9 protein-coding genes are annotated in these 20526 nt (G+C 66.4%); 6 read left to right on the plus strand and 3 right to left on the minus strand.

The annotated features are described in order from the left end of the window. The first annotated feature begins 186 nt into the window (after positions 1 to 186). Positions 187 to 4632, plus strand: a complete 4446-nt coding sequence (locus ACFXHA_RS03345) for a CHAT domain-containing protein (RefSeq protein ID WP_379352437.1) — start codon at positions 187 to 189, stop codon at positions 4630 to 4632. 116 nt (positions 4633 to 4748) lie between these two features. Here the strand turns inward: ACFXHA_RS03345 and ACFXHA_RS03350 are convergent, their stop codons facing one another. The 3 genes from ACFXHA_RS03350 to ACFXHA_RS03360 all read right to left on the minus strand — a co-directional run bounded on the left by ACFXHA_RS03350 (position 4749) and on the right by ACFXHA_RS03360 (position 15888). Continuing rightward, the gene (locus ACFXHA_RS03350; RefSeq protein ID WP_379352439.1) at positions 4749 to 8888 is read right to left on the minus strand and encodes a tetratricopeptide repeat protein; all 4140 of its coding nucleotides are present in this window, start codon (positions 8886 to 8888) and stop codon (positions 4749 to 4751) included. A gap of 248 nt (positions 8889 to 9136) precedes the next feature. Next, the gene (locus ACFXHA_RS03355) at positions 9137 to 12883 is read right to left on the minus strand and encodes a CHAT domain-containing protein (protein ID WP_379352441.1); all 3747 of its coding nucleotides are present in this window, start codon (positions 12881 to 12883) and stop codon (positions 9137 to 9139) included. Positions 12884 to 13371: 488 nt separating this feature from the next. Next, complete coding sequence (locus tag ACFXHA_RS03360) at positions 13372 to 15888, minus strand: CHAT domain-containing protein (protein ID WP_379352443.1); 2517 nt, start codon at positions 15886 to 15888, stop codon at positions 13372 to 13374. A 411-nt stretch (positions 15889 to 16299) separates the two neighbouring features. On the opposite strand from ACFXHA_RS03360, the gene ACFXHA_RS03365 reads away from it, so the two are divergent. From ACFXHA_RS03365 to ACFXHA_RS03385, 5 genes are read left to right on the plus strand one after another with little or no spacing between them, the layout of a single operon-like run. Further along, positions 16300 to 17067 carry a hypothetical protein gene (locus ACFXHA_RS03365; RefSeq protein ID WP_379352445.1) on the plus strand — a complete coding sequence of 256 codons (768 nt, stop codon included), beginning with the start codon at positions 16300 to 16302 and terminating at the stop codon, positions 17065 to 17067. Next, a complete protein-coding gene (locus ACFXHA_RS03370; protein ID WP_379352447.1) occupies positions 17064 to 17849 on the plus strand; it encodes a VWA domain-containing protein in 786 nt (261 codons plus the stop codon). Before ACFXHA_RS03365 ends, ACFXHA_RS03370 begins: the two co-directional genes overlap by 4 nt. 1 nt (position 17850) lies before the next feature. Continuing rightward, positions 17851 to 18714, plus strand: a complete 864-nt coding sequence (locus tag ACFXHA_RS03375; RefSeq protein WP_379352449.1) for a protein phosphatase 2C domain-containing protein — start codon at positions 17851 to 17853, stop codon at positions 18712 to 18714. Beyond that, entirely contained in the window at positions 18711 to 19892 is a 1182-nt protein-coding gene (locus tag ACFXHA_RS03380) for a hypothetical protein (protein WP_379352451.1), read from the plus strand. Before ACFXHA_RS03375 ends, ACFXHA_RS03380 begins: the two co-directional genes overlap by 4 nt. Beyond that, positions 19889 to 20521 carry a 4Fe-4S single cluster domain-containing protein gene (locus ACFXHA_RS03385; RefSeq protein WP_379352453.1) on the plus strand — a complete coding sequence of 211 codons (633 nt, stop codon included), beginning with the start codon at positions 19889 to 19891 and terminating at the stop codon, positions 20519 to 20521. Before ACFXHA_RS03380 ends, ACFXHA_RS03385 begins: the two co-directional genes overlap by 4 nt. Positions 20522 to 20526: the final 5 nt, after the last annotated feature.

The raw sequence follows: 20526 nt of genomic DNA on the forward strand, positions 1-20526 counted from the left end.
ACACCACGCGGAGATCGGGCAGATCGGCCAGGCTGGAAATAGCTGGAATTCGCTGAATGTGCGTACGCGACAACGCAATACCGCAACCGCACTATGCTGGCGAACGACGCCTCGCGGGGTGCGGTCCGAGGCAGGAGACGGGCGCGACCACAGGCAGGCGGCACTACGAGCGCAGGGGGCTGGATCATGACGGGCGACGATACGATCCCCGATGACGAGCCCGCCGATCTGTCGGCCCTACGCGCCCTCATCGCCGAACTTCGCGCGATGCTGGCGCAATTGCCGCACCATCACCCGCAACGGGCTGCGTACCTGCACGATCTGAGTCTCGCGCTGCACGCCGAGGCACGTCATACCGGCGATATCGAGAAGCTCCGCGAGGCCGTGCACAAAGCCGACGAGGGGGTGGCCGCGACCGCGGATGCGCCGAACGATGATCCGGTGCGCGTGCTTTCGCGGATCAACCATCGAAACATCCTGGCGGCATGGTTCGAATACAGCGATGACGTCGAGGACCTGCGAGCACTGGTGGACGCCGACGAGCGCGTGATCGCGGTCGCCGCGACCGACCATCCCGACCGCGTCGCGATGCTGTATCTGCGGTGGGCGGACCTCGCCGAACTCGGTCAGCGGGTACCCACGCCGGCCCTGCTGGACAAGATCGCCGATGCCGCGCGAACCGCCGTGGCGGCCGTGCCGGTGGACGACCCGGATTGGGCCGCGGCGCAAAAGGATCTCATCGGCGCGCTGCTCGGCCTATACGAGAGATCATCGAAAATCGCGCTCCTGGAGGAAGGTGCCCGAATCGGTCGTGCGACGGTCGTCCGAGTGGCTGCGGACAGCCCCGATCGGCCTGGGCTGTTGTCGGTGCTCTGGCAAGCGATTTCGATGGCCGACCCTCGTTCCAGCGAATCGGCGGCCGTGTTCGACCTCGTCGACGACATCGAGCTGTTGCGCGAGATCGCCGACAGCGCCAGGTCGGATTGGGCGAACACCCCACCCGAACACCCGCAATGGGCCGGCGCCGCACACACTCTGTGCCATGCACTGCGCGTGCTGGCCGAACGCGTGGACGACGAGCGCAGGCTGCTGACAGAGCTGCTGCACACCGCTCGGAAGGCCGCGGGATCACCGGTCGCCGACGACGCGATTCTCCGGGCCCTCGCCCTCGATCAGCTGTTCGCCGCGACAACACTGTTCGACGGCGGCCACCCCGAGGTGTCCGCTGCCGATATCGACCAGGCGGCGCGGGCCACCCTCGCGGTATTTCCCGGCAGCGTGCCCGCGGTGCCGGATCTGCTCGCGGTCAGCCGCGGCCTGCGGACCGTCACCGACTGCGTCTCCGACCCAGCGGCCCTGCGGCGGGCCGAGAGCATGGCGAGGACACTGCTGGCGAACCTGCCCACCGGCGATCCTCGCGGGATCGAACAACGGCAGATACTCAGCTTTCTACGGCAATTCCACTACGAGCAGACACACGAAATACGCACCGCTCAGGAGGCGGTGCAACTGGCGCGCGAGGCATGCACGGCGGCCGCCGATGCCGGTAAGGCAACGCCCGAGCTGTTGCTGACCTTCGGGTGGGCGTTGGAGCAGCTCGTCGAGGCGACCGACGACCAGGCGGTGTTGGCAGAAGCCGTGGACGTGTGGCGCGACATCGTCTCGGCCACAACGGATTCACCGGAGCACCGCGATCATCAGGCGACCTTCGGCGGCTTGACCCGCAAACTACTCCTGCAGCAGCCGAGCGCCGCGCTGATGCGTGAGCTGTGCGCGACTCTCGAAGCCCTCGGACGGGTTGGCGTGGATCTGCTCAGCACCATCGCGGTCACGGCCGTCATGTCCGTACTCGACCCCTCGACGGATATCGATGTCGTACAACAGCAAATACAGTGGGCCCGGCAAGCACTCGATTCCGACGAGCCGAGTCGATCGGACCGAGCGAGCGCGCTCACCACGCTCGCGATATCGCTGACGGCGCTGGCACATCGGACAGCGGATCGGCGCACCTTGAGCGAGGCCCTCGACCTCGCGCGCCAAGCGGTCGCCGTCTGTCCCCTCGACGATCCGGACCGGCCGGCGACCGAGTTCAACCTGGCCTTCGTCCTGGTTTCCTGGTACGACGAGGCCGGCGCTCCCGCCGCCCTGCAAGAGGCCGAACAGATCTGCCGGCAGGCGCTGCGGACCCTGCCCGAGCATGATCTGGGGCATTCGATATATGTCTCGATCGCCGCGGACGTCCTGAAGCGGCTCGCCGAGCGCACCGGTGATCAAGGACTGCTGTGGGAGGCGGGACGCATCGCGCGAGCGGCCGCCGAATCCACACCCGTAGACGACATCGCCCGCCCGAGCGTGGTCGCCAATCTCGGTCGCATCCTTGGTGATTCGTACCAAGCAACCGGCGATCGTTCCGCGGGACGGGAAGCCGTGCGGCTGGCTCGCCAGGCCGTCGAGACCACCCCGGCCGACGCCGTCGGCTACTACGCCCTGCTCGACGCTCTCGGCCACAGCCTGCTGCTTCACCAACGCAGCAATGATCCCCGGAACCTGACCGAAGCCATCGACGCCCGGCGCGCGGCCCTGGACGCCTGCCCGCCCGAGAATGCCGACATCACCCGACTGCAGGTCAACCTTTCCCTCTGTCTCGCACGATCATTCGACCTCACCGGCGACAAACGTGACATCGACGAGGCGATCGAACTGTGCCGACAAGCCATCACCGCGCGGGGCGACGAGAATCCGCTGCGTCGTGCGAGCGATATCTCCATCCTCGCCGACCACCTGCACCACCTGTCCGCGGCGACGTTCGACCTCGCGACTCACAATGACTGCCTGCGACTGCGACGTGAGGCCGTCGCGCTGACACCGAGTGATCACGTGTACTGGGCACAGCGTCACACCTCCCTCGGCGCCGAACTGGCGTATCGCCTGATGGCGACCCAGGACCGCCGGATACTGCCGGAAACACTCACCGTGCTCCGCTGCGCATCGGCGGCCACCATCGCCCCGATCTCCCACCGAATCGCCGCCGCGCGGCTGCTCGAGTTCGCCGAAACCGCCGCGGGCAACGCCGAGAATGCCTTGGCGGCAATCGAACTGGTCGTCGAACTCCTGCCGAACGTGGCCACCAGATCGTTGCAACGATCCGATCGCGAATACACCCTGAGCAGACAGGCGGGCCTGGCCGCGTCCGCCGCGGGCGCCGCGGTGGCCGCGAAGCAGCCGGCGCGCGCGGTGGAGCTACTCGAACACTGCCGCGGCATTCTGCTCGGCGAGGCCATGGACGACCGCCGCGATTTCGCCGAACTGGCCGCGGCGGCACCACAATTGGCGGCCGAATTGGCAGCGGTGCGCGACCGGCTGGTGATGGCCGAGGACGCGGTCCGGGTCGACGGCCGGCAGGTGCTCGACGACGCGGACGCCGCGGAGGTCGACAAGATCGACGATCAGCGCCGGGAACTCGGCGCACGATGGACGGCCCTGCTGGACGAGGCCCGTCGCATGCCCGGCTTCGAACGCTTGCTGCGGCCGCCGGACATCGAGGCACTTCGACGGCAGGCCGCTGTCGACGGCCCCATCGTCATACTGTTCGTCCACCTCCCCCCGGTGGGAGGCCACGCGCTGGTCATTCCGGCCGATCCCGAGGATCCCGTGCGTGCAGTCCCGCTGCCCCAACTCACGCCGCTGGCGCGCATCCAGAAATTGAAGAGTCTCGACGACATCGTGAGTGGTCAGCACAGCAGCCTGGCGGCGCGCACGCGCGCCGAGAATCAGCTGCACGAATTGCTCGAATGGTTGTGGGACGCCATCGCCGACCCGGTACTCACCGAACTGCGCATCGCCGAGCCGACCGGAAAACTGCCACGCGTATGGTGGTGCCCCGTCGGCGATCTCGCCTTCCTACCGATCCAGGCTGCCGGATATCACCGGCAACAGGCAGGCCGAACCGTGCTCGATCGGACGATCTCCTCGTTCGTCACCACGCTGCGCGCGCTCGGACACAACACCGAACACACTGCGGCAGCCGGCAATTCGGCCGTTCTCATCGCCATGCCGGAGACAGACGGCGCCCCAACCCTGCGCGGCGCCGACCGCGAACTAGCGGATATCGCTGCGCTGCTGCCCGATACGCAGATCCTGCGGAGCAGCGCAGCTACCGGCCGATCCGTCGCCGATGCCCTCACCCGCCACCCGATCGCCCATATCGCCTGCCACGCAGTGGACGATCCCGATGAGCCGGGCAACAGCCGACTGCTCCTGCACGACCACCACACGGATCCCTTCACCGTCCGCCGACTCCTGCGCCTGCACCTGAACCACGCCGAACTCGCCTACCTCTCGGCATGCAGCACCACCCGCACCGGTCCCCAGCACGCCGACGAGGCAATACACCTCACCGCCACCATCCACCTGGCCGGCTACCGCCACGTCATCGGAACCCTCTGGCCCGTCAACGACACCGCAGCCGCCGACATCGCCGCCAACTTCTATCGCCGCCTGACCGACAACGGAAAGCACCCAGCCAAGACCGAACTGTCCGCCCACGCCCTCAACGAAGCGATACGCCGCCACCGCGACCGATACCGCTCCGCGCCCACCCGCTGGGCCGCGCACCTACACCACGGCCTGTGACAACGTCATCGGATGAACCCCGAAATCAGCCACGACCTGCTCCAGGGTCAGCCCGTCTGCACGGTTTCGGGCGACCCGCAGCAGCCCCGAACTCGAAGTTCACCCTGATGTGGTCGTCACGCACCGACATGCAAGTGCGCAGCCCAGAAGGACGGTCTGCCGTGGTACTCGTCACGGATGTCGCGGATGGCATCGTGCAGTGCGCGAGCCGGGTGGCACACGGCGTTGTCGTTCGCGGTGAGGGCGGTGTAGAAGCTGTCGGCGATCTGGACGGAGACGCGGTCGTTGGTGGCCCACAAGGTACCGATGACGTTGGGGTATCCAGCGAGTTGGAAAGCGGCGGCCAAGGTGATCGCTTCATCGAGGAGACGCCGGTTGATGGCGAGGGCGGTTTCACACGCCGACAGGTAGGCCAGCTGAGCGCGGTCGAGGTGAATCGAGGCCAGCGCAGCGACGGTCAGCGGATCGCTCGCGTGATCGTGCAGTATCAACTGGCTGCGCGAGGGGTCTGCCGCGTCAATGGTTCCATGGCAGGCGAAGTGAGCGATAGCGCAGTCGGGCAACAGATTCAGGACATTGGCCTTCGTCGGCAGACGGTCGGTGACGGTCGGAACGGTGGGATCAGGCTCGGTCAGGACGATCGAATCAGGCAGGTGCCCAGCGACTTTGAACACCTCGTCGGACACCCCGTGCAAACTGGCGGGCCCATCGGGCGTCGTCGGCATGGCCACGATCAACGCTCTCAGGGACACATCGTGGGCCTGCCGTGGACGTCGGGCATGACGGAGAGCCGCGATGGTGGGCGTGTAGGACGATATGACGCGATCCATCACGGTCCGCCTCACGGCATCGACGCCGTCGGCATGGTGACCGGCGGCATGAATCGGCAAGACGCTCAACGGCCCGCCGGGTATCCACCACACCCGAGGCCACGAGCAGCCCGGCGCGGGTGGGCTGAAGTAGCCCAGCGCATCGAGAACGGGACCGGCGGCGTTGTCCCACAACCATTCCAGAACACCGCTCATCTGTTGTTGGGCCGCCCGCTGCTCCACCAAGGTCGAGGCTCCATCAACCGTGACGGACAGAGCTCGTAAAAACGTGCCGACCCGGTCGAGCACGACATCCATGCCGAGGTTGGGCAGGGCTACGGCACTGATTCCAGCAGAGGTGACCAGCACCGCGTCGCTTCGATAGGCGCTGACGTTGAATACCACGACCGGCCCCTTCGAGGCTTCCGCGTGTAATTCGTCGAGGGACGGTGGCAGGGCGAAAGTGCTCTTATACGAGCGGATCTGGGCCAGCACGTCCTCGAACTCACGCGCCAGCTCGTGCCGGTCCCGCAGCCGGTCCTCGGGCAGCACCGACGCGCCGAATCCCTGCGTCGACGGGTCGGCCGCGGGGCTGTCCGACGTTCGATCGAGCAAGTCCCGCAGCAATAGGAAGCGGTCGGTCAGCTGCGGGTGCTCCTCGGCGAGGTCGGTGATGTCGCTTCGAAGGTGAAGGGCTTGACCGAGCAGCAGGGCTCGGCCCGCTTCGAGCAACTGTAAAGCGATTCCCGGCCTTTCATCCTCGGAGGTGGTGGGATCGCTCAGTGCCATCGCGGCGGCATCGGCGGCCAGGCCGGCGTATCCGCCCAGCGCGTATTGCTGATCGGTCCGTGTCAATTCGCGCAGCGCCACCCGGGGCAAGAGCCGGACGCCGGATGCCAGTAGTCCGGCCGCCCGCGCCGGATGCGATTCAGCGGCGAGTTTGCCTGCCGCACGGGCAATTCGAATACGGGTGGACGGCGCGATCGTATCGGCCTTGACCGCGCTCTCGAAGTTGTCGATCGCCTCGTCGCGATCCGACGACGCGCCGGTCTGCTCGTATCGCAGCCGTAGCGCATTCCCGAGGTTGACGAGCATGGCGGCCCGCCCGGGATGCTCGGCGAGGGTGGGGCCCGCCAAGTACCGAGCTATCCGCATCGCTTCGTCGAGATCAGTTTGTCTCGCTGCCTGTTCGAACCGGACCTGAAGCATGGCCGCGAGGTTGGACAGGTAGCTCGCCCGGCTGAGATGGTCGTCGAGGGTAGCGTCCACCGCCTGCCGGGCCTTTTCTATCGCCTCGTCCAACTCGGCCGGTGTCCCTGTCCGCTTGAATCGGACCTGCAGCGTAATCGCGAGGTTGGACAGATACTTTGCCCGATCAGGATGGTCGGCGGGGGTGGCATCCACCGCCTTGCGCACCAGCTGCACCGCTTCGTCGAGGTCGGGGTGTGTGCCCGTGCGCTCGAACCGGATTCGCGACGCGTTCGCCAGTCCTGACAGCATGGCAGCGCGGCTCGGGTGGTCGGCGGGGGTGGCATCCATCGCCTGCCGGCCCTTTTGTATCGCCTCGTCGAGGTCGGCCAGTGCTCCTGTGCGCTCGAATCGGCTCTTGAGTGTGTTGGCCAGCGTTGCCAGTACGACGGCCTTGTCGGGGTGGTCGGCGGGGATGGCTTCGACCGCCCGCCGCCCCCGGTGTATTGCCGCGTCCAGATCCTCCGATGCGCCCGTGCGTAGAAACCGGCTTTCGAACATGTTCGCGAGGTTGGACAGGTACTCTGCCCGCCGCGGGTTGCCCGTGGGAGTGGCATCCACCGCCAGCCGGCCCAGGACTATCGCCTCGTCCAGATCGGCGGAAGCGCCTGTCCGCTCGGACCGCAGCGCCAGCGTGTTCGCGAGGCCGGCCTGCTTGGCGGCGCGGCTCGGGTGGTCGGCGGGGGTGGCATCCATCGCCTGCCGGCCCTTGCGTATCGCCTCATCGAGGTCGGCCAGTGCTCCCGTCCGCTCGAACCGCCGATGCAGCAAGGCTCCGAGACTGTCACACCTGTCGGCAAGCTTGGGATGGTCATCGGGAGTGGCGTCCGCCGCCTGCCGGGCTAGCTGGATCGCCTCGTCCAGGTCCGCGGGCACACCTGTCCGCTCGAACAGACGCCGCAGCATATTGCCGAGGTTGGAGAGGTATTTCACCCGGGCCGGATGGCGGACAGGAGTGGCATCCACCGCCTCGCGGCCCAGCCGCACCGCCTCGTCCAGATCTGCCAGCGCCCCCGTACGCTCGAACCGCCGATGCAGGTAGGCCCCGAGATTGGCCAGCCTGGCACCCCGGTCGGAGTGGTCGGCGCGGGTGGCGGCCAACGCCTCCCGGCCCACCTCCACCGCCTGCTCCAGGTCGGTCAGCGCGCCCGTACGCTCGAACCGGCGGCTCAGCGCATTTCCCAAACCGGCCAGTGTGGCGGCTCGATCGCGATGGTCGGCAGGGACGCCGTCGGCCGCTTGCCTGGCTAGCTGTATCGCCTCGTCCAGATCCGCCAGCGCGTCGGTCCGCTCGAACCGGGTCTGCAGCGCGACCCCCAGATTAGCGAGATACCTCGTCCGGAAGGGATGGCCGGCCGGGGCGGCTGCCACTGCTTGCCTGCCCACCCGCACTGATTCCTCCAGATCGGCCAGCACCCCCGTCCGACCGAACCGAGTTTGCAGCGCGTTCCCCAACGTGTTGAGCGTGGCGGCCCGGTTGGGGTCATCGGTGGCAGCGGCGGCCACCGCCTGCCGGCACAGTTGCACTGCTTCTTCGAGATCGGCCAGCATTCCTGCCCGCCGATACTGGTCCCAGAGCACCTCGCCGAGAATGGCCATCGTCGCGGCCCGCTCGGGGTGGCCGGCAGGGGTGGCCGCCAAGATACGTCGCCACAGGTCGATCGCGACCGTGCCGAGCTCAACATCGTTCGATGCGCCTACCCGCCCCAACTGACCGGCGGCGCGATACCGGGCGTGGTCGGCAAGGACGGGCAGCAACGGCTCAGGCAAGGGTTCCGCGCCGGCCATGAAACACGGCGTGAGCATTGTCAGCGCGGCACGCCAGTCGGGTTCGTCCAGGCCATCGGGTAGCGCGAGGTAACGGCGCCAGTGCAGCCAGCCCAGCACCAGCCGCGACCGGATATCGCCATCGGTGTCATCCAGCAGGGCGGTCAGCCGTCGCCCTTCGTCGACGGCCTCGGGGTCAAGGATCGGCGCAGGATCCCCCGACGCGGTAACCCGCTCCAGCCGCGCCGAAATAGCAGCCCGCAGGGCCGCGCGGGGTTCACCGCCCGCGCCGCGGGCGCGTTCGTTGTCTACCACCCTGCTCTCCGCCTCGAACCTCGCTCCCTCCACACACAGTAGTGACGCAGCTGCGGATTTACGGGCGGTTGGCAACACGTCCTGAACCAGCAACAGCCCTGCCAACAGAAGTTCCATGAACGAAGGGCGTGTAATCAGAGGCATAGTCCAGCCGCAGAAGAGAACTCCGGCCAGGCCAACATCACTCCATCCAACTAAAGGGAATGAAAATCCGACCGCTGGCACCAGAACCCGCAGGTCAAAAAGTATGCTCCCGCGCGGGCGGGGGTGGGCCCAGCTACGGCGGGCGCGTGGTCGCGGCGTCGCCATGTTCCCCGCGCGTGCGGGGGTCAGCCCGGCCGTCAACTGCGGGCCGGAGGCGGATTTCACGCTCCCGCGTGGAGATGGGCTGCCCAGCGGGATGGTGAGGTCGGGAATTTCTCGCGGGCCGCGCGGATGGCTTGATGCAGCGCGTGGGCTGCGCGCTCGATCTCGAGTGAGCCGTTGCCGGAACCGGTGTGCAGGGTGGTGTAGAACGTCCTGGCGACCTGGACCGCTATGTCGTCGTTGATCGGCCACAGGGTGCCGATGACGTGGCGGTAGCCGGCGAGCTGGAATGTGGAGGTCAGGTGAATGACCTCATCCAGCAGGTGCGGATTGGTGGCGGCGGCGGTTTCGCAGGCCGACAGATAGGCCATCTGGGCGTGGTCGAGGTGAAGGGACGCGAGTGCGGTGACGGTGAGCGGGTCGGTGTCGTGATCGTGCAGTAGCAGTCGGCTGTTGGATGGATCGACCGGATCGCTGATGCCGTGGCAAGCCAAGTGAACCAGGGAACACGTCTGCAACAGCTTTGTGACAGCTGCCTTGGTCGGCAACGAATCGCCGTCTGCGCCATCCGTTTCGACGAGTGCGATCGTGGCCGGCAGGAGGGCGGTGAGCATGCGGGTCTCATCCAGCACCCCCGGTAACCGATGAGGGTGGCCGGGAGTGGTCGGCATCGCCACGATCAAGGCCGGCGCGATCGTGGAATTGGTGGGTGCCGGCCGACGAGCGTGGCGCAGGGCGCCGATGGTGGGGGTGTAGGACGACACAACTCGGTCGATCACGGCCCGGGCAGCAAGATCCGGCGGTTCGGTGTGATATCCGGCCGCGTGGATGGGCAGCAGGCTCATCAGGCCAGCGGGGATCCACCACACGCGAGGTTCGGCCTGATCGGATGGGAATGCCCCGTGGTCTCCGAGAGCCTGTAGGACCGGTTCGGCGGCGACGTCCCATAGCCATTCCAGGACAGCGCATAGTTGCCGTTCGGCCGCACGTCGCGCACTCCACACGGGCGTGTTCAGGGCGTCGAGGGCTTGGTGAAATGCCTCGACATTGTCGATCACGGTGTCGCGCGTGAGATCGGCTAGCGGGACGCTGATGACTGCTCCCGGAGTCACCAGCAGGGCGTCGCTGCGGAATCGGCTGATATTGAGGGCCACAATCGGCCCCTCACCCGCCTGAGCCTGAAGCTGCTCGATCGATTGCGGCCGCGCGAAGAATTCGAATCCTGGTTCGGAGCGAATACGGTTCAGCACCTCGTCGAAGTCGCGTGCGAGCCGGTGACGGTCCGGCACCGCGGCCTCCTGCTCCATGGAAAGCGTAGTGTCGTAAGGTGTTTCGTCGAGGAGCAGTCGCAGCCGCTGGAACTCGGCGGCAAGGCCGGGATGTTGTTCGGCGAGTACGGTGAGATCGCTGCGGCCCTGTAAGGCTCGATTGAGCAGGATCGCACGACCGGTCTCGAGCAACCACAGTGCTTTCGTCGGCCGGTCCTGCGCCGGCACGGATGGATCATTCAGCGCCAAGGCGGCCGCGTCAGCCGCGAGCTCGCTGGACAGGACGAGGGCGTGCTGCTGATCCGACCGTGCCAGTTGCCGAGGCGCCACGTCGGGCAGCAACCGGATCGCCTGCTCCAGTAGGGCGGCAGCCCGACCCGGCTCGGCTTCTCCGATCAGTCCGGCACACGCCGCGGCCGCCCCGATGCGCACCGACGGTGCTGCTCCCGGCACGGTGGCCGCGTGCGCCCACGCCGCGGACGCCTGCGCCAAATCCTCTGGATCCGTACTTCTTTCGAAGCGGGTTTGCAGCGCAAACCCGTGCAAGCTCGCGAACCTCGCGCGATCACGGTGGTCGACGGGGATGAGTTGCACCGCCTGGTTGGACAATTCGATCGCCTCGGACAGATCCTCGGCCACGTTCGCGTGCAGATAGCGCTGGACCAGGATGAACCCGAGATTGTGCGAAACCATCGCTCGGTCGACGTGATTCTTCGGTGTGGCGGCGACCGCACGACGGAGGGCCCCGACGGCCTCGTTCAGATCCGCCGTCGAGCCAACCCTGCTGAATCGTTGACCGAGTGTATTCCCCAGCGCGCCAAGGCGCTTCGCGTAACCGGGGCTACCGGGCAATGTGCCCCGCACGGCCTGTCGATTCACCTCGACGGCTTCGTCCAGATCCGCCACCACGTCGGTCCGCTCGAACATGAGACGCAGATTGACCCCGAGCGTATCCAGATGCATCGCGTGGTCGGGATGATCGATGGGAGTGGCAGCGACGACCAGGCGCGTCACCCTGATTGCCTCCGCCAGATCCGCGATCGCGCCGATTCGCTCGAACCGGGCGCGCAGCGTATTACCGAAGTTGTTGAGACACTTGAGATAGCTGGGATGGTCGGGCGAATAGCCGTGCACTGCTTGTCTACTCACCTCGACTGCCTCGTCCAGATCGGCCACCGCTCCGAGACGTCCGAATCTGGTCCGCAGAGCGAGACCCAAAGTGCTGGAGCACATTGCATGGCTCTGGCTGCCGGCCACCGCCGAATGCACGGCGCGGCCCGCCACGACCACCGCTTCCTCGAGATCGCTCGGGGCACCGATCCGGTCGAACCGGGTGATCAGTAAGGTCGCGAGGTTGTTGAGGATCAACGCACGATCCGGACTGCCGGACTCGATGGCAAGGGCAGTCGAGCGTGCCAGTTCGATCGCCTCGTCGAGGTCCGCCATGGCGTCGAATTGTCCGAATCGGCTGTTCAGTATCAGCCCTAGGGTGTTGCGGTTCACGAGGTGGTCGGGATGTCCGGGTGGCGCGTTTCGGACTGCTCGGCGAGCAATATCTACAGCCTCGGTCAGATCGTCCAGGCCACCGATCCGTTCGAACCTCGAATGCAACGCGATCGCGAGGGTGTTCAAGTAGGTGGCGTGCGCAGGCTCTCCCGCCGCGGTGCCATCCACCGCCTGGCGGGCCACTTCGACCGCTTCGTTCAGATCCGTTACCCCACCGAACCGCTCGTGCCGCCGAATCAAGGCCCTCCCGAGCATGTCCAAACACGCCGAGCGCTCCGGGTAATCAGGAACACAGCAGTCCACCGCGTCACGGTAGAGACCCACTGCCTTGTGGAGATCATCCACGGAACCCTGACGCTCGAAACGATTTTGCAGCGCGAGCCCGAGATTGCCGAGACATCCGGGACGCTCCGGGTCGTCCGCCGGTGTCACCTCCACAATGCGTTGCCACAAGAACACGACGGTATCGATATCCGCCTCGCTGTTTCCCACGTCGAGCGCCTCATCGAGCAAGGTCCAGGCAACATCCCCGACGTGAATCGCGAGAGCGGGCAGGAGCGCAGCGGGCAAGCGATCGAGGTCGACATCCGACATGAATACCGGCGCCAGTAGCTCGATGGACCGGTACAAGTCATCCTCGCCCCGTTCCGGCGGCAGTGCAAAGACGCGGAGCCAATGAAACCAGCCCAGCGACAGCCGGGATTCGATATCGCCGTCACCGTCGCGAAGAAGCGCGGCCAGATCGCTTGCGATCTCTGCTATCTCGGGATCGATTACCGACCCCGAGCCTGCTCGGATTCGCTCCAGGCGTGTGTCCAGAATCGATCGCAGCTCCGCACGTCGCTTGCCGTGCGGATCCCCGAACTCGCTGCCGCCAGTTGCCACCTGCCCCCCCCGAAATTCCCGGCTGTCTACCACGGTACCGGCCGTCACGTTGATGCCAGTCGCAAGGTGCACAGTGATTTTCAGCAGATTCCAGACCTCCGCGCGCGACCGCAGCTGACCTGTTGTGATGGCAATACGAAGGCGCACAGCCCATTCAGCCGGTGCCGATCCCGTTCGTGGACATCGGCCGGGCGGACACACCGGATTGTCGCACTACGAGATCAACACAAAGTGAGGAATGGTATGGACGGCGGATTCCTATGCCTGCTGGTCGTTGTGGGCATTGTGGCACTCCTCGTTTACAACGCAAATCAAAAGGCCAGCAACCGATTCCGAATCGCTTGCGGCGAATGCGGCTATCAGTCAGGATGGATGACCGAATCCGCAGCGCAGGCAAACGCCATACAGCACTACCAGCACCAGCATCCCTCGATACCACCGGGCGGCACAATCCACATTCGAGGACGATAAACCTTGCCGCGAAAGGCAGATCATGCATCCTCCGGTTGGCGAGCACGAGGGCATGATCGCGCCACTCCCGCCAGATCTCCGGCTGCCTGGCCAACGAGCCTTGATCAGGCGTCATACCGTCGGGATGATGCCGGAAGCTGTTGTGGGCCGGATGGATCCGCTGGTCAGATGCCGTGGTGGAGGTGGGCTGCCCAGCGGGTGGGGTTGGTGGGGTGGCGGGCGCGTTCGAGGCGGATGGCCTTGTTGAGGGCTTGGGCCGAGAGGTGCGTTCGGGGCGGGTGGTGGCCGTTGTCGGTGAGACCGCGGTAGAAGTCGGCAGCGATGGCGCCGGCGGCGGCATCATTGATGGCCCAGAGGGTTCCGATGACGTGGCGGTAGCCGGCCAGGTGGACGGCGGCGGTGAGGTGAATCGCCTCGTCGGCGAGGAGTCGGGTGGTGTGGGTTGTGCTGCAGGCCGAGAGGTAGGCGAGGTCCGCGTTGTCGAGGCGTAGGCGCAGCAGGGTGCCGATGGTGAACGGGTTCGTCTCGTAGTCGTGAAACAGGAGGCGGCTGGTGCTCGGTGCGTCAGGGTCGGCGATCGCGTGGCAGGCGAAATGCGCGATCGAATGCCGCGCGAGGCTTTCGGTCACGGATGCTTCGGTTGCCGCGCTACCTCGGAGAATCTGCGAATCATGCAATACCGCAGCGATATTCGCGATTTCGCGATCCGCGCCACACAGGGGCGGGACCCCGGGTGTCTCGGGCATCGCGACCAGGAGCGCGGAGCCGTTCGATCGGGCCGGCGACTCGGCGCTGTGCCCGAGCGCGCGCAGGGAGGTGATGATCGAGGAGGCGGTGCGGTCCAGCACCGTGCGTCCTCCGGGTCGCCGGTGGTGTCCGGCGGACTGGATCGGCAACAGCGCGAGATCACCGATGGGGCACCACCATACGCGGGGAGGATCCTCGGACGGCACGCCGATCCCGAGTTTCGCCAGCACCGGTCCGGTGATCGTGTCCCACAGCCATTCGAGCAGCTTGTGCAACTCCTGTTCGGACCGCGCCCGGTCGGCGAAGCTGCCCCGCTGACCGTCCATGATCTGGTCGAGGCGCTGCAATTGCTCGGTGCGTCCGGCGATGGTGAGTTTGGGCAGCGACACGACCCGGATCTCGATATCCGGATTGTCGGGCACGATGAGGGCGTAACCGCCGGACGGTGGCATTTCTACGAAGACCATCACCAGGGGACCGCCGACCACGTGGCGGCGTAGTACGTCGAAGTCGGGTACGCGCAGGAATCCTTCGAAGCCCGGCAGGCCCCGCACCTGCTCGACCAAGGCGGTCCAGCGGTCGGCAGATGCGCGTCGGCGTTCACCTACTTCGACCACCGCCGGCGAATCCGGGTCGGCGTAGACAAGTCGCGGGTCGCGCCGAACCGCGTCCTCCAGTGCGGTGAGCTGGTTGCGTAGTTCAGTCAGCTCGGAAGCCAATTCCGGTGCGACGGCATCTAGTTCGGTCATGTCTCGGCGATCTTCCATCGCCTCGCCCAGCAGGATCCCGCGACACTGCTCCAGCAGTTCCACCGCACGCCGGGGCCGTCGGGCGGCCACCGCGGCGGCCGCGGCCTGGGCGGCCAGCCCGGCGTGCCGTCCCAATCCGAATTCCCGATCGACGTGAGTCAGTGCGCGCGGCGACAGGCTCGGCAACACATCGACCACGGATTCCATTGCCGCCAAGGCCTTCTCGCGCCGTCCCGACAAGCCGTGGGCGTGCGAGAGCAGCCGGGTGGCCGAGATCCGCACGGCGATCGGCGCATTCGCGGACGCGGATGCCGTACTCAGCACGGTCACCGCCTCGTTCAACCGCTTTCGGTCCCCATCCAGCATCGACCACGTGATGAGCTCGCCGCCGAGCACGGTCTCCCGTTCGGCCCGGGTCCCGTGCCCCCTCGGCGTCAGCGCGATCGCCTTGCGGCGGTGGCGCAGGCATTCGTCGATGACCGTGATGTCCTCGGTCGCATTGAACAGTGTGTGCAGGTGACTGGCGAGCACGGAGAGTTCGTTCGCCCGCTTGATCGGGTGGTCACGTGACCCCACGGCGATCGCGCGCCGGCACAGCCGCACGGCTTCCAGGATTTCGGCCCGGTTGCCGGTGCGATCGAACGATCGCGCCAACGTGATCGACAGGCTCGCCTGCAGATATCCGATGCCGGAGTGTCCGGGCGGGCAGGCGGCGACCGACGCCCGCTTCCTGTCCAGCGCCTCGATCAAATGCCGGGGTTCATCTGTGCGCCCATAGAGCATGGTCAGGTACTCCCCGGCGTCATGAAGCAGTCCGCAGTAGTCCGGATCGTCGGCGGGAACCAGCTCGACGACCTCACGCGCGACCTTCACTGCCTCCTCGATCGCCGCCAATTCCCCTGTCGCCAAGTGCAGATCACGCAACGCCTGGCCATGGCTGATGAGTGCGACCGCGCGGGCGGTATCGTCATCGCCGACGACCGCCACCGCGGCACGGCCCAATCGGATCACCTCGCGCGTGGCCTCGAGGTTGCCGTCGCGATCGGCGAGCCGTTTCAAGGCCATCGCGGCAATAGTGAGATATCCCGACAGCCCAGGCTCGTTGTCTCGCAATGAGGCGAGCTCTTGCTGTGTAATGAGCACCGCCTGCCGCAGCGCGTCGAGATCGTCTGACTCGTCATACATCTGCACGAGAGTCCATGCCGTTGCGAACACGGCGCGAATCCGTTCCGATTCGTTGTCCACGGTTGCCGCCCCCTGTTGCGCTGCCGTTCCGTCAGGCTACCTGCAGGCATTGGCGTTCAGCGGATTTCAGTGTTTTACAGCCTGGGCACCGAGTCCCTTGCGGACGTGGTGTTCTCGATAGGTGCAACGGCGCACATCGGCGGCGACTCGGATCGCGTGGCGGGAGGGGAGCTACGCAACCGCAAGTCGCCGCCGGTCACCCGGCTCCGAGTCTCTCATAGCGCAATGTGTCGAATGAAATCTCGGCTCGGACACAGGAATTCGACCCTGAGAAGTTCCTGACAACTTTGTGACCGACCCCACAGGCGAGTTGATAATGAGAACACCGAAGCACTCGGGGGGATTCTGATCATGGTGCGACGATCTTGGGGCAGCCAATTGTTGTGGTTGCTGCCGATTGCGTTGATGTTGATTCCACTGCTGGCCGGATACTGGACGGAGTCGGGGTGTGGCGGCACGGCGGCATTGCCGGCCGCGCACGCGGATCCACTGCCGCACACCTCGGTGCCCCGTCCCACCGACGTGCTGGTACCCGATTCGAGCACCGTGCCGACGACCGTGCCGACGACCGCACGGGCGCCCCTTCCCGCCGAGGCGACGGCGTCGTGCACGTCCGCGCACGAATTCGGCTGGCCCGCAGCCTTGGCGACGTTCGTGGTGCTCTCCGCCGCTTTGCTGATGCTCTGCGTGTTCACACAGGTCGTCGTTCGGTGGGTCGTCCCCGAACCCGGAGAGCCCGACCACGACCCGGCCGCCGACCACGACCAATCGACCTGGCAGCCCAATGGCGCTGCACAGTCGAATCCCACGACGAATCAAGAACTCCAGGCACACGCGCCCCCGATAGCCGTCCGTCGGCGCGCACTCGCGGTCCACGTCGACGCCGCGCGCGAGAACCCCGAAATCCGCGGAATCCTCAACCAACTGCAGGGCCAGGGTGCCGCCCGCACGCACATCGACGAATCCGGCGGCTATGCCGAATTCGGTGATCTGGTCCTGTGGGTCGACCCGGTCGATCGTCAGGGCGCATTCGCCGCACCCGGCGATCCCGTACTGGCACAGGCGGCGGAACAGCCCAGAAAACGACAGCAAAATCTTGAAGCGGGGTACGGACAATGACAACACCACAACCCGGTATCGGGTTCAATGACGCACTTCCGGTGCAGCAGGCCAAGAGCCGTCTGCTCATCACACTCGTCGTCGACACGTCCTCATCGATGAACGAGCAGGGGCCGGGCGGGGAACGCCGCATCGACGAGCTGAACCGGGCACTCGCGGCCCTGCGCGCGGAGCTGATGAAGGACGATGTCGTTCGCCGTCAGGGCGAGATCGCGCTGGTCACCTTCGGCGCGAACCATGTCGTCGCGGTGGATCCGACCGGCCGGACGCCGGGGCGGGCGAGCGAGCCGTACGCCCCAGTCTCGCAATTCAATCCGCCCGCACTGCAGGCGGGCGGCATCACGCCCATGGTCGAGGGCCTGCAGTACGCCTTCGAGCTGATCGCGGATCGACGCGGCCGGCTGCGCGCCGAGGGGATTCCCCTGTCGAATCGGCCCATCGTCTACCTCATCACCGACGGCGTGCCGACCGATGCCAGCGGCCATCGCTCCGACAACTGGCGCTCGCTCGTGCCGGTGATCCGCAGTCAGGAGGCCGGCAAGCACATGCTGTTCTTCGCGCTCGGCGTGGCCGGCGCGGAGATCGACATGCTGCAGGGGCTCGCACCGAACTCGTCGCACTACCTCGCTCAACTCGAGTTTTCGCAGGTCCTGATGTTGGTTTCGGCGAGCATCGATACCGGAGCGGACCCCACTTCCCGTTCCGCACCGGCTGAGGAGGTCTACGGCCAGGTCCAGACCCGCATCGAACGGATTCGGACGTTCCTCGACGAGAACCATTGATATGACTCATTCGAACAGTGCGAATCGGAGCGGGGTCGGCTGGCGGACCGTCCGGGCATCGGTAATCGGGCCCGGGCACGTGCGACAGCGCATCCCCAATCAAGACAGCTGCGCCGTGCGCGAAATGGCCGATGGATTCTCCGTTTACGCGGTGGCCGACGGCGCAGGATCCAGTAGCCGCTCTGACGATGGGTCGGCGTTCGCGGCGCTGGCCTCCGTGGAAGCCGCGCAGGACGCCTTCGGCGGTCCGGTACCGGCGACGATGGACGACTGGTTCAATGCACTGCACTTCTTCCGGCGGGATTGCCTCAGGTATTTCGACCGCAGCGTCGACATCGCGGTGCGGTCGGTCCTTCGCGAGAAGCCGGGGCAATCCGCTCCGGCCGTCCGCGCCAGTTACGCCACCACCCTGCTCGCCGTCGTCGCCCGCCCACCGTATTTCGCCTATGTGAGCATCGGCGACTGCTTCCTGGTGACCTATCGACACGACGGCAGCCCGCATCTGGTCGTCACCAGCGCTGATCGCGAAAACCTCGGGGTCACCACCTTTCTCACCTCGCCCGGCCGCGAGCCGGCCATGACCAGCGGGATCGTGTTCGACCCGGGCATCGCCGGAATCGCACTGTGCACGGACGGACTGTGCGAGGGCATGCTCACCGTCGAGAACTCCGACGGCAAGCTGGCGTTTCGCGCGCCGGCGGCCTTCGCCCGGTACTTCGAATACTTCCGTGCGCCCGAGGCCCGCGAGGCGGACCTGGGCGCGCGCTTGGAGTCCGAGGAGTTCGCCCGCACCTCCAATGACGACAAAACCATCATCATGGCGGTCGCGCCGGCGCCGGTCCGCGCACCGGAGGTCCGGGCATGAACCACTACCTACCCGACGGCCGCCGCATCACCCTCAAGGAGCCCGCGATCGGAAGCGGCGCAGAGGGATTCGTGTACGCGATCCGAGAGCATCCCGATCTCTGCGCGAAGATCTACCTGGAGAAGCACGATCGCGCCCGGTCCCGGCGGCTGACCGCGCTCATGCGAACGAAACCCGCCCGGTGGGACGGCGACCATGCCGATCACACCCATGTCGCCTGGCCGGTCTCCGAGATTCGCAATGACGACGCGACCGTCACCGGTTTCCTGATGCCGATCGTCGACGGCAAGAAGATCACCACGCTGTTCGATCCCGTGGGCCGCGCCGACGCCGTCGACGATCCGACCTGGCGGGTGCTACTGGCGGTCGCGGCGCGCACGGCCAGGCTGCTGGACATGCTGCACGAGGCCGGGATCGTCGTCGGCGACGTGAGTCCGTCGAACGTGCTGGTGACCCGCACCGGCCATGTCACGCTGATCGATTGCGACGCAGTCCAATTCATCGACCCGAAGAACGACAGGCTGTACCCGAACACCAAGCTGACGCCCGAGTACGCGCCACCGACGGCATCCATTGGCGGGCACGACCGGCTGACCGCGGCCCACGACGATTTCGGGCTGGCCATCATGGTGTGCCAGATGTTGATGGAGGGCGACCACCCCTACGAGGGGGTGCTGACCGACGCCGATCCCGATGCGCCCGATCCGGGCATTCCGGAGAACATCCAGCAGCGCAACAATCGAATCCTGACACCCGACCGCTTCGTCGAGGTCTCGGGTGGACTGCCCGCCACCGTGCTGCCCCCGGAAGTGCGGAAGCTGGCCGAAACATGTTTTGCCGCAGGCTATTCGAATCCAACGGCGCGCCCCACCGCCAGAGAGTGGGCGGAGGCGCTCGATCGCGCCGGATACCAACTCATCGGATGCGAGAAGGACGACAACCACGTCTACCACACGTCGCTGACCGCGTGTCCATGGTGCACCGACATCATTCCGCCGCGGCCCGCCCCGCCGCCTACCCCGCCGACGCCCTCTGTTCCTCTGCCTCCAGTGCACCAGCCCGAACCGGAGAAGCCTTCCCTCTGGGATCAACTCAGTCCTGCGTCACAGACCATCATCAGCGTCGGCGGGTTCATCCTGATGGTCCTTTTCATCGTGTGGCTTGCGAGCCTGCATTGACCGCCGCGGAGATCACCGTCGCCGAAACCAGTTCGGCCTGCCGTACTCTCGGCCCCGGAGTCCGGTACGTGTTGTGGGTGCAGGGCTGTCCGCTGTCCTGCCCCGGCTGCGTCAGTCCGCAGTGGTTGTCCTTCACCGGCGGCACCCGAGTCCCGGTGCCGGCCTTGGCGGCGGAGATCGTCCGCACTGCCCGCGACGGACTGACCATCTCGGGCGGTGAGCCCTTCAGTCAGGCACCGGCACTCGCCGCCCTGATCGCCGAGATCAGACGACAGCGGGATCTGTCGGTCATGTGCTACACCGGCCACACCCTCGCGCATCTGCGCCGTAGCCGTGATCCCGCCGTCCATGAACTGCTCGGATCCCTGGATCTGCTGGTGGACGGTCCGTACATCGCGGCCCGGCACGGTGACTTGCGCTGGCGTGGTTCGGACAATCAGCGCTTGCACGCGCTGACCGATCGTCACGCGGAAGAGCTGACGGGCCCCGACACCAGTGCGGGCCTCGATTTCGCGATCCGCACCGACGGCACGCTGCAATGGCAGGGCGTGCCCGCCGTGCCCCATTTCAAGAACCGATTCGAAGCCGCGCTCGACATCGTCGCGCCCGGCGAGGACAAGGACAGGTGACTGTG

It is taken from the genome of Nocardia sp. NPDC059240 (assembly GCF_042753865.1).
Taxonomy (GTDB): domain Bacteria; phylum Actinomycetota; class Actinomycetes; order Mycobacteriales; family Mycobacteriaceae; genus Nocardia.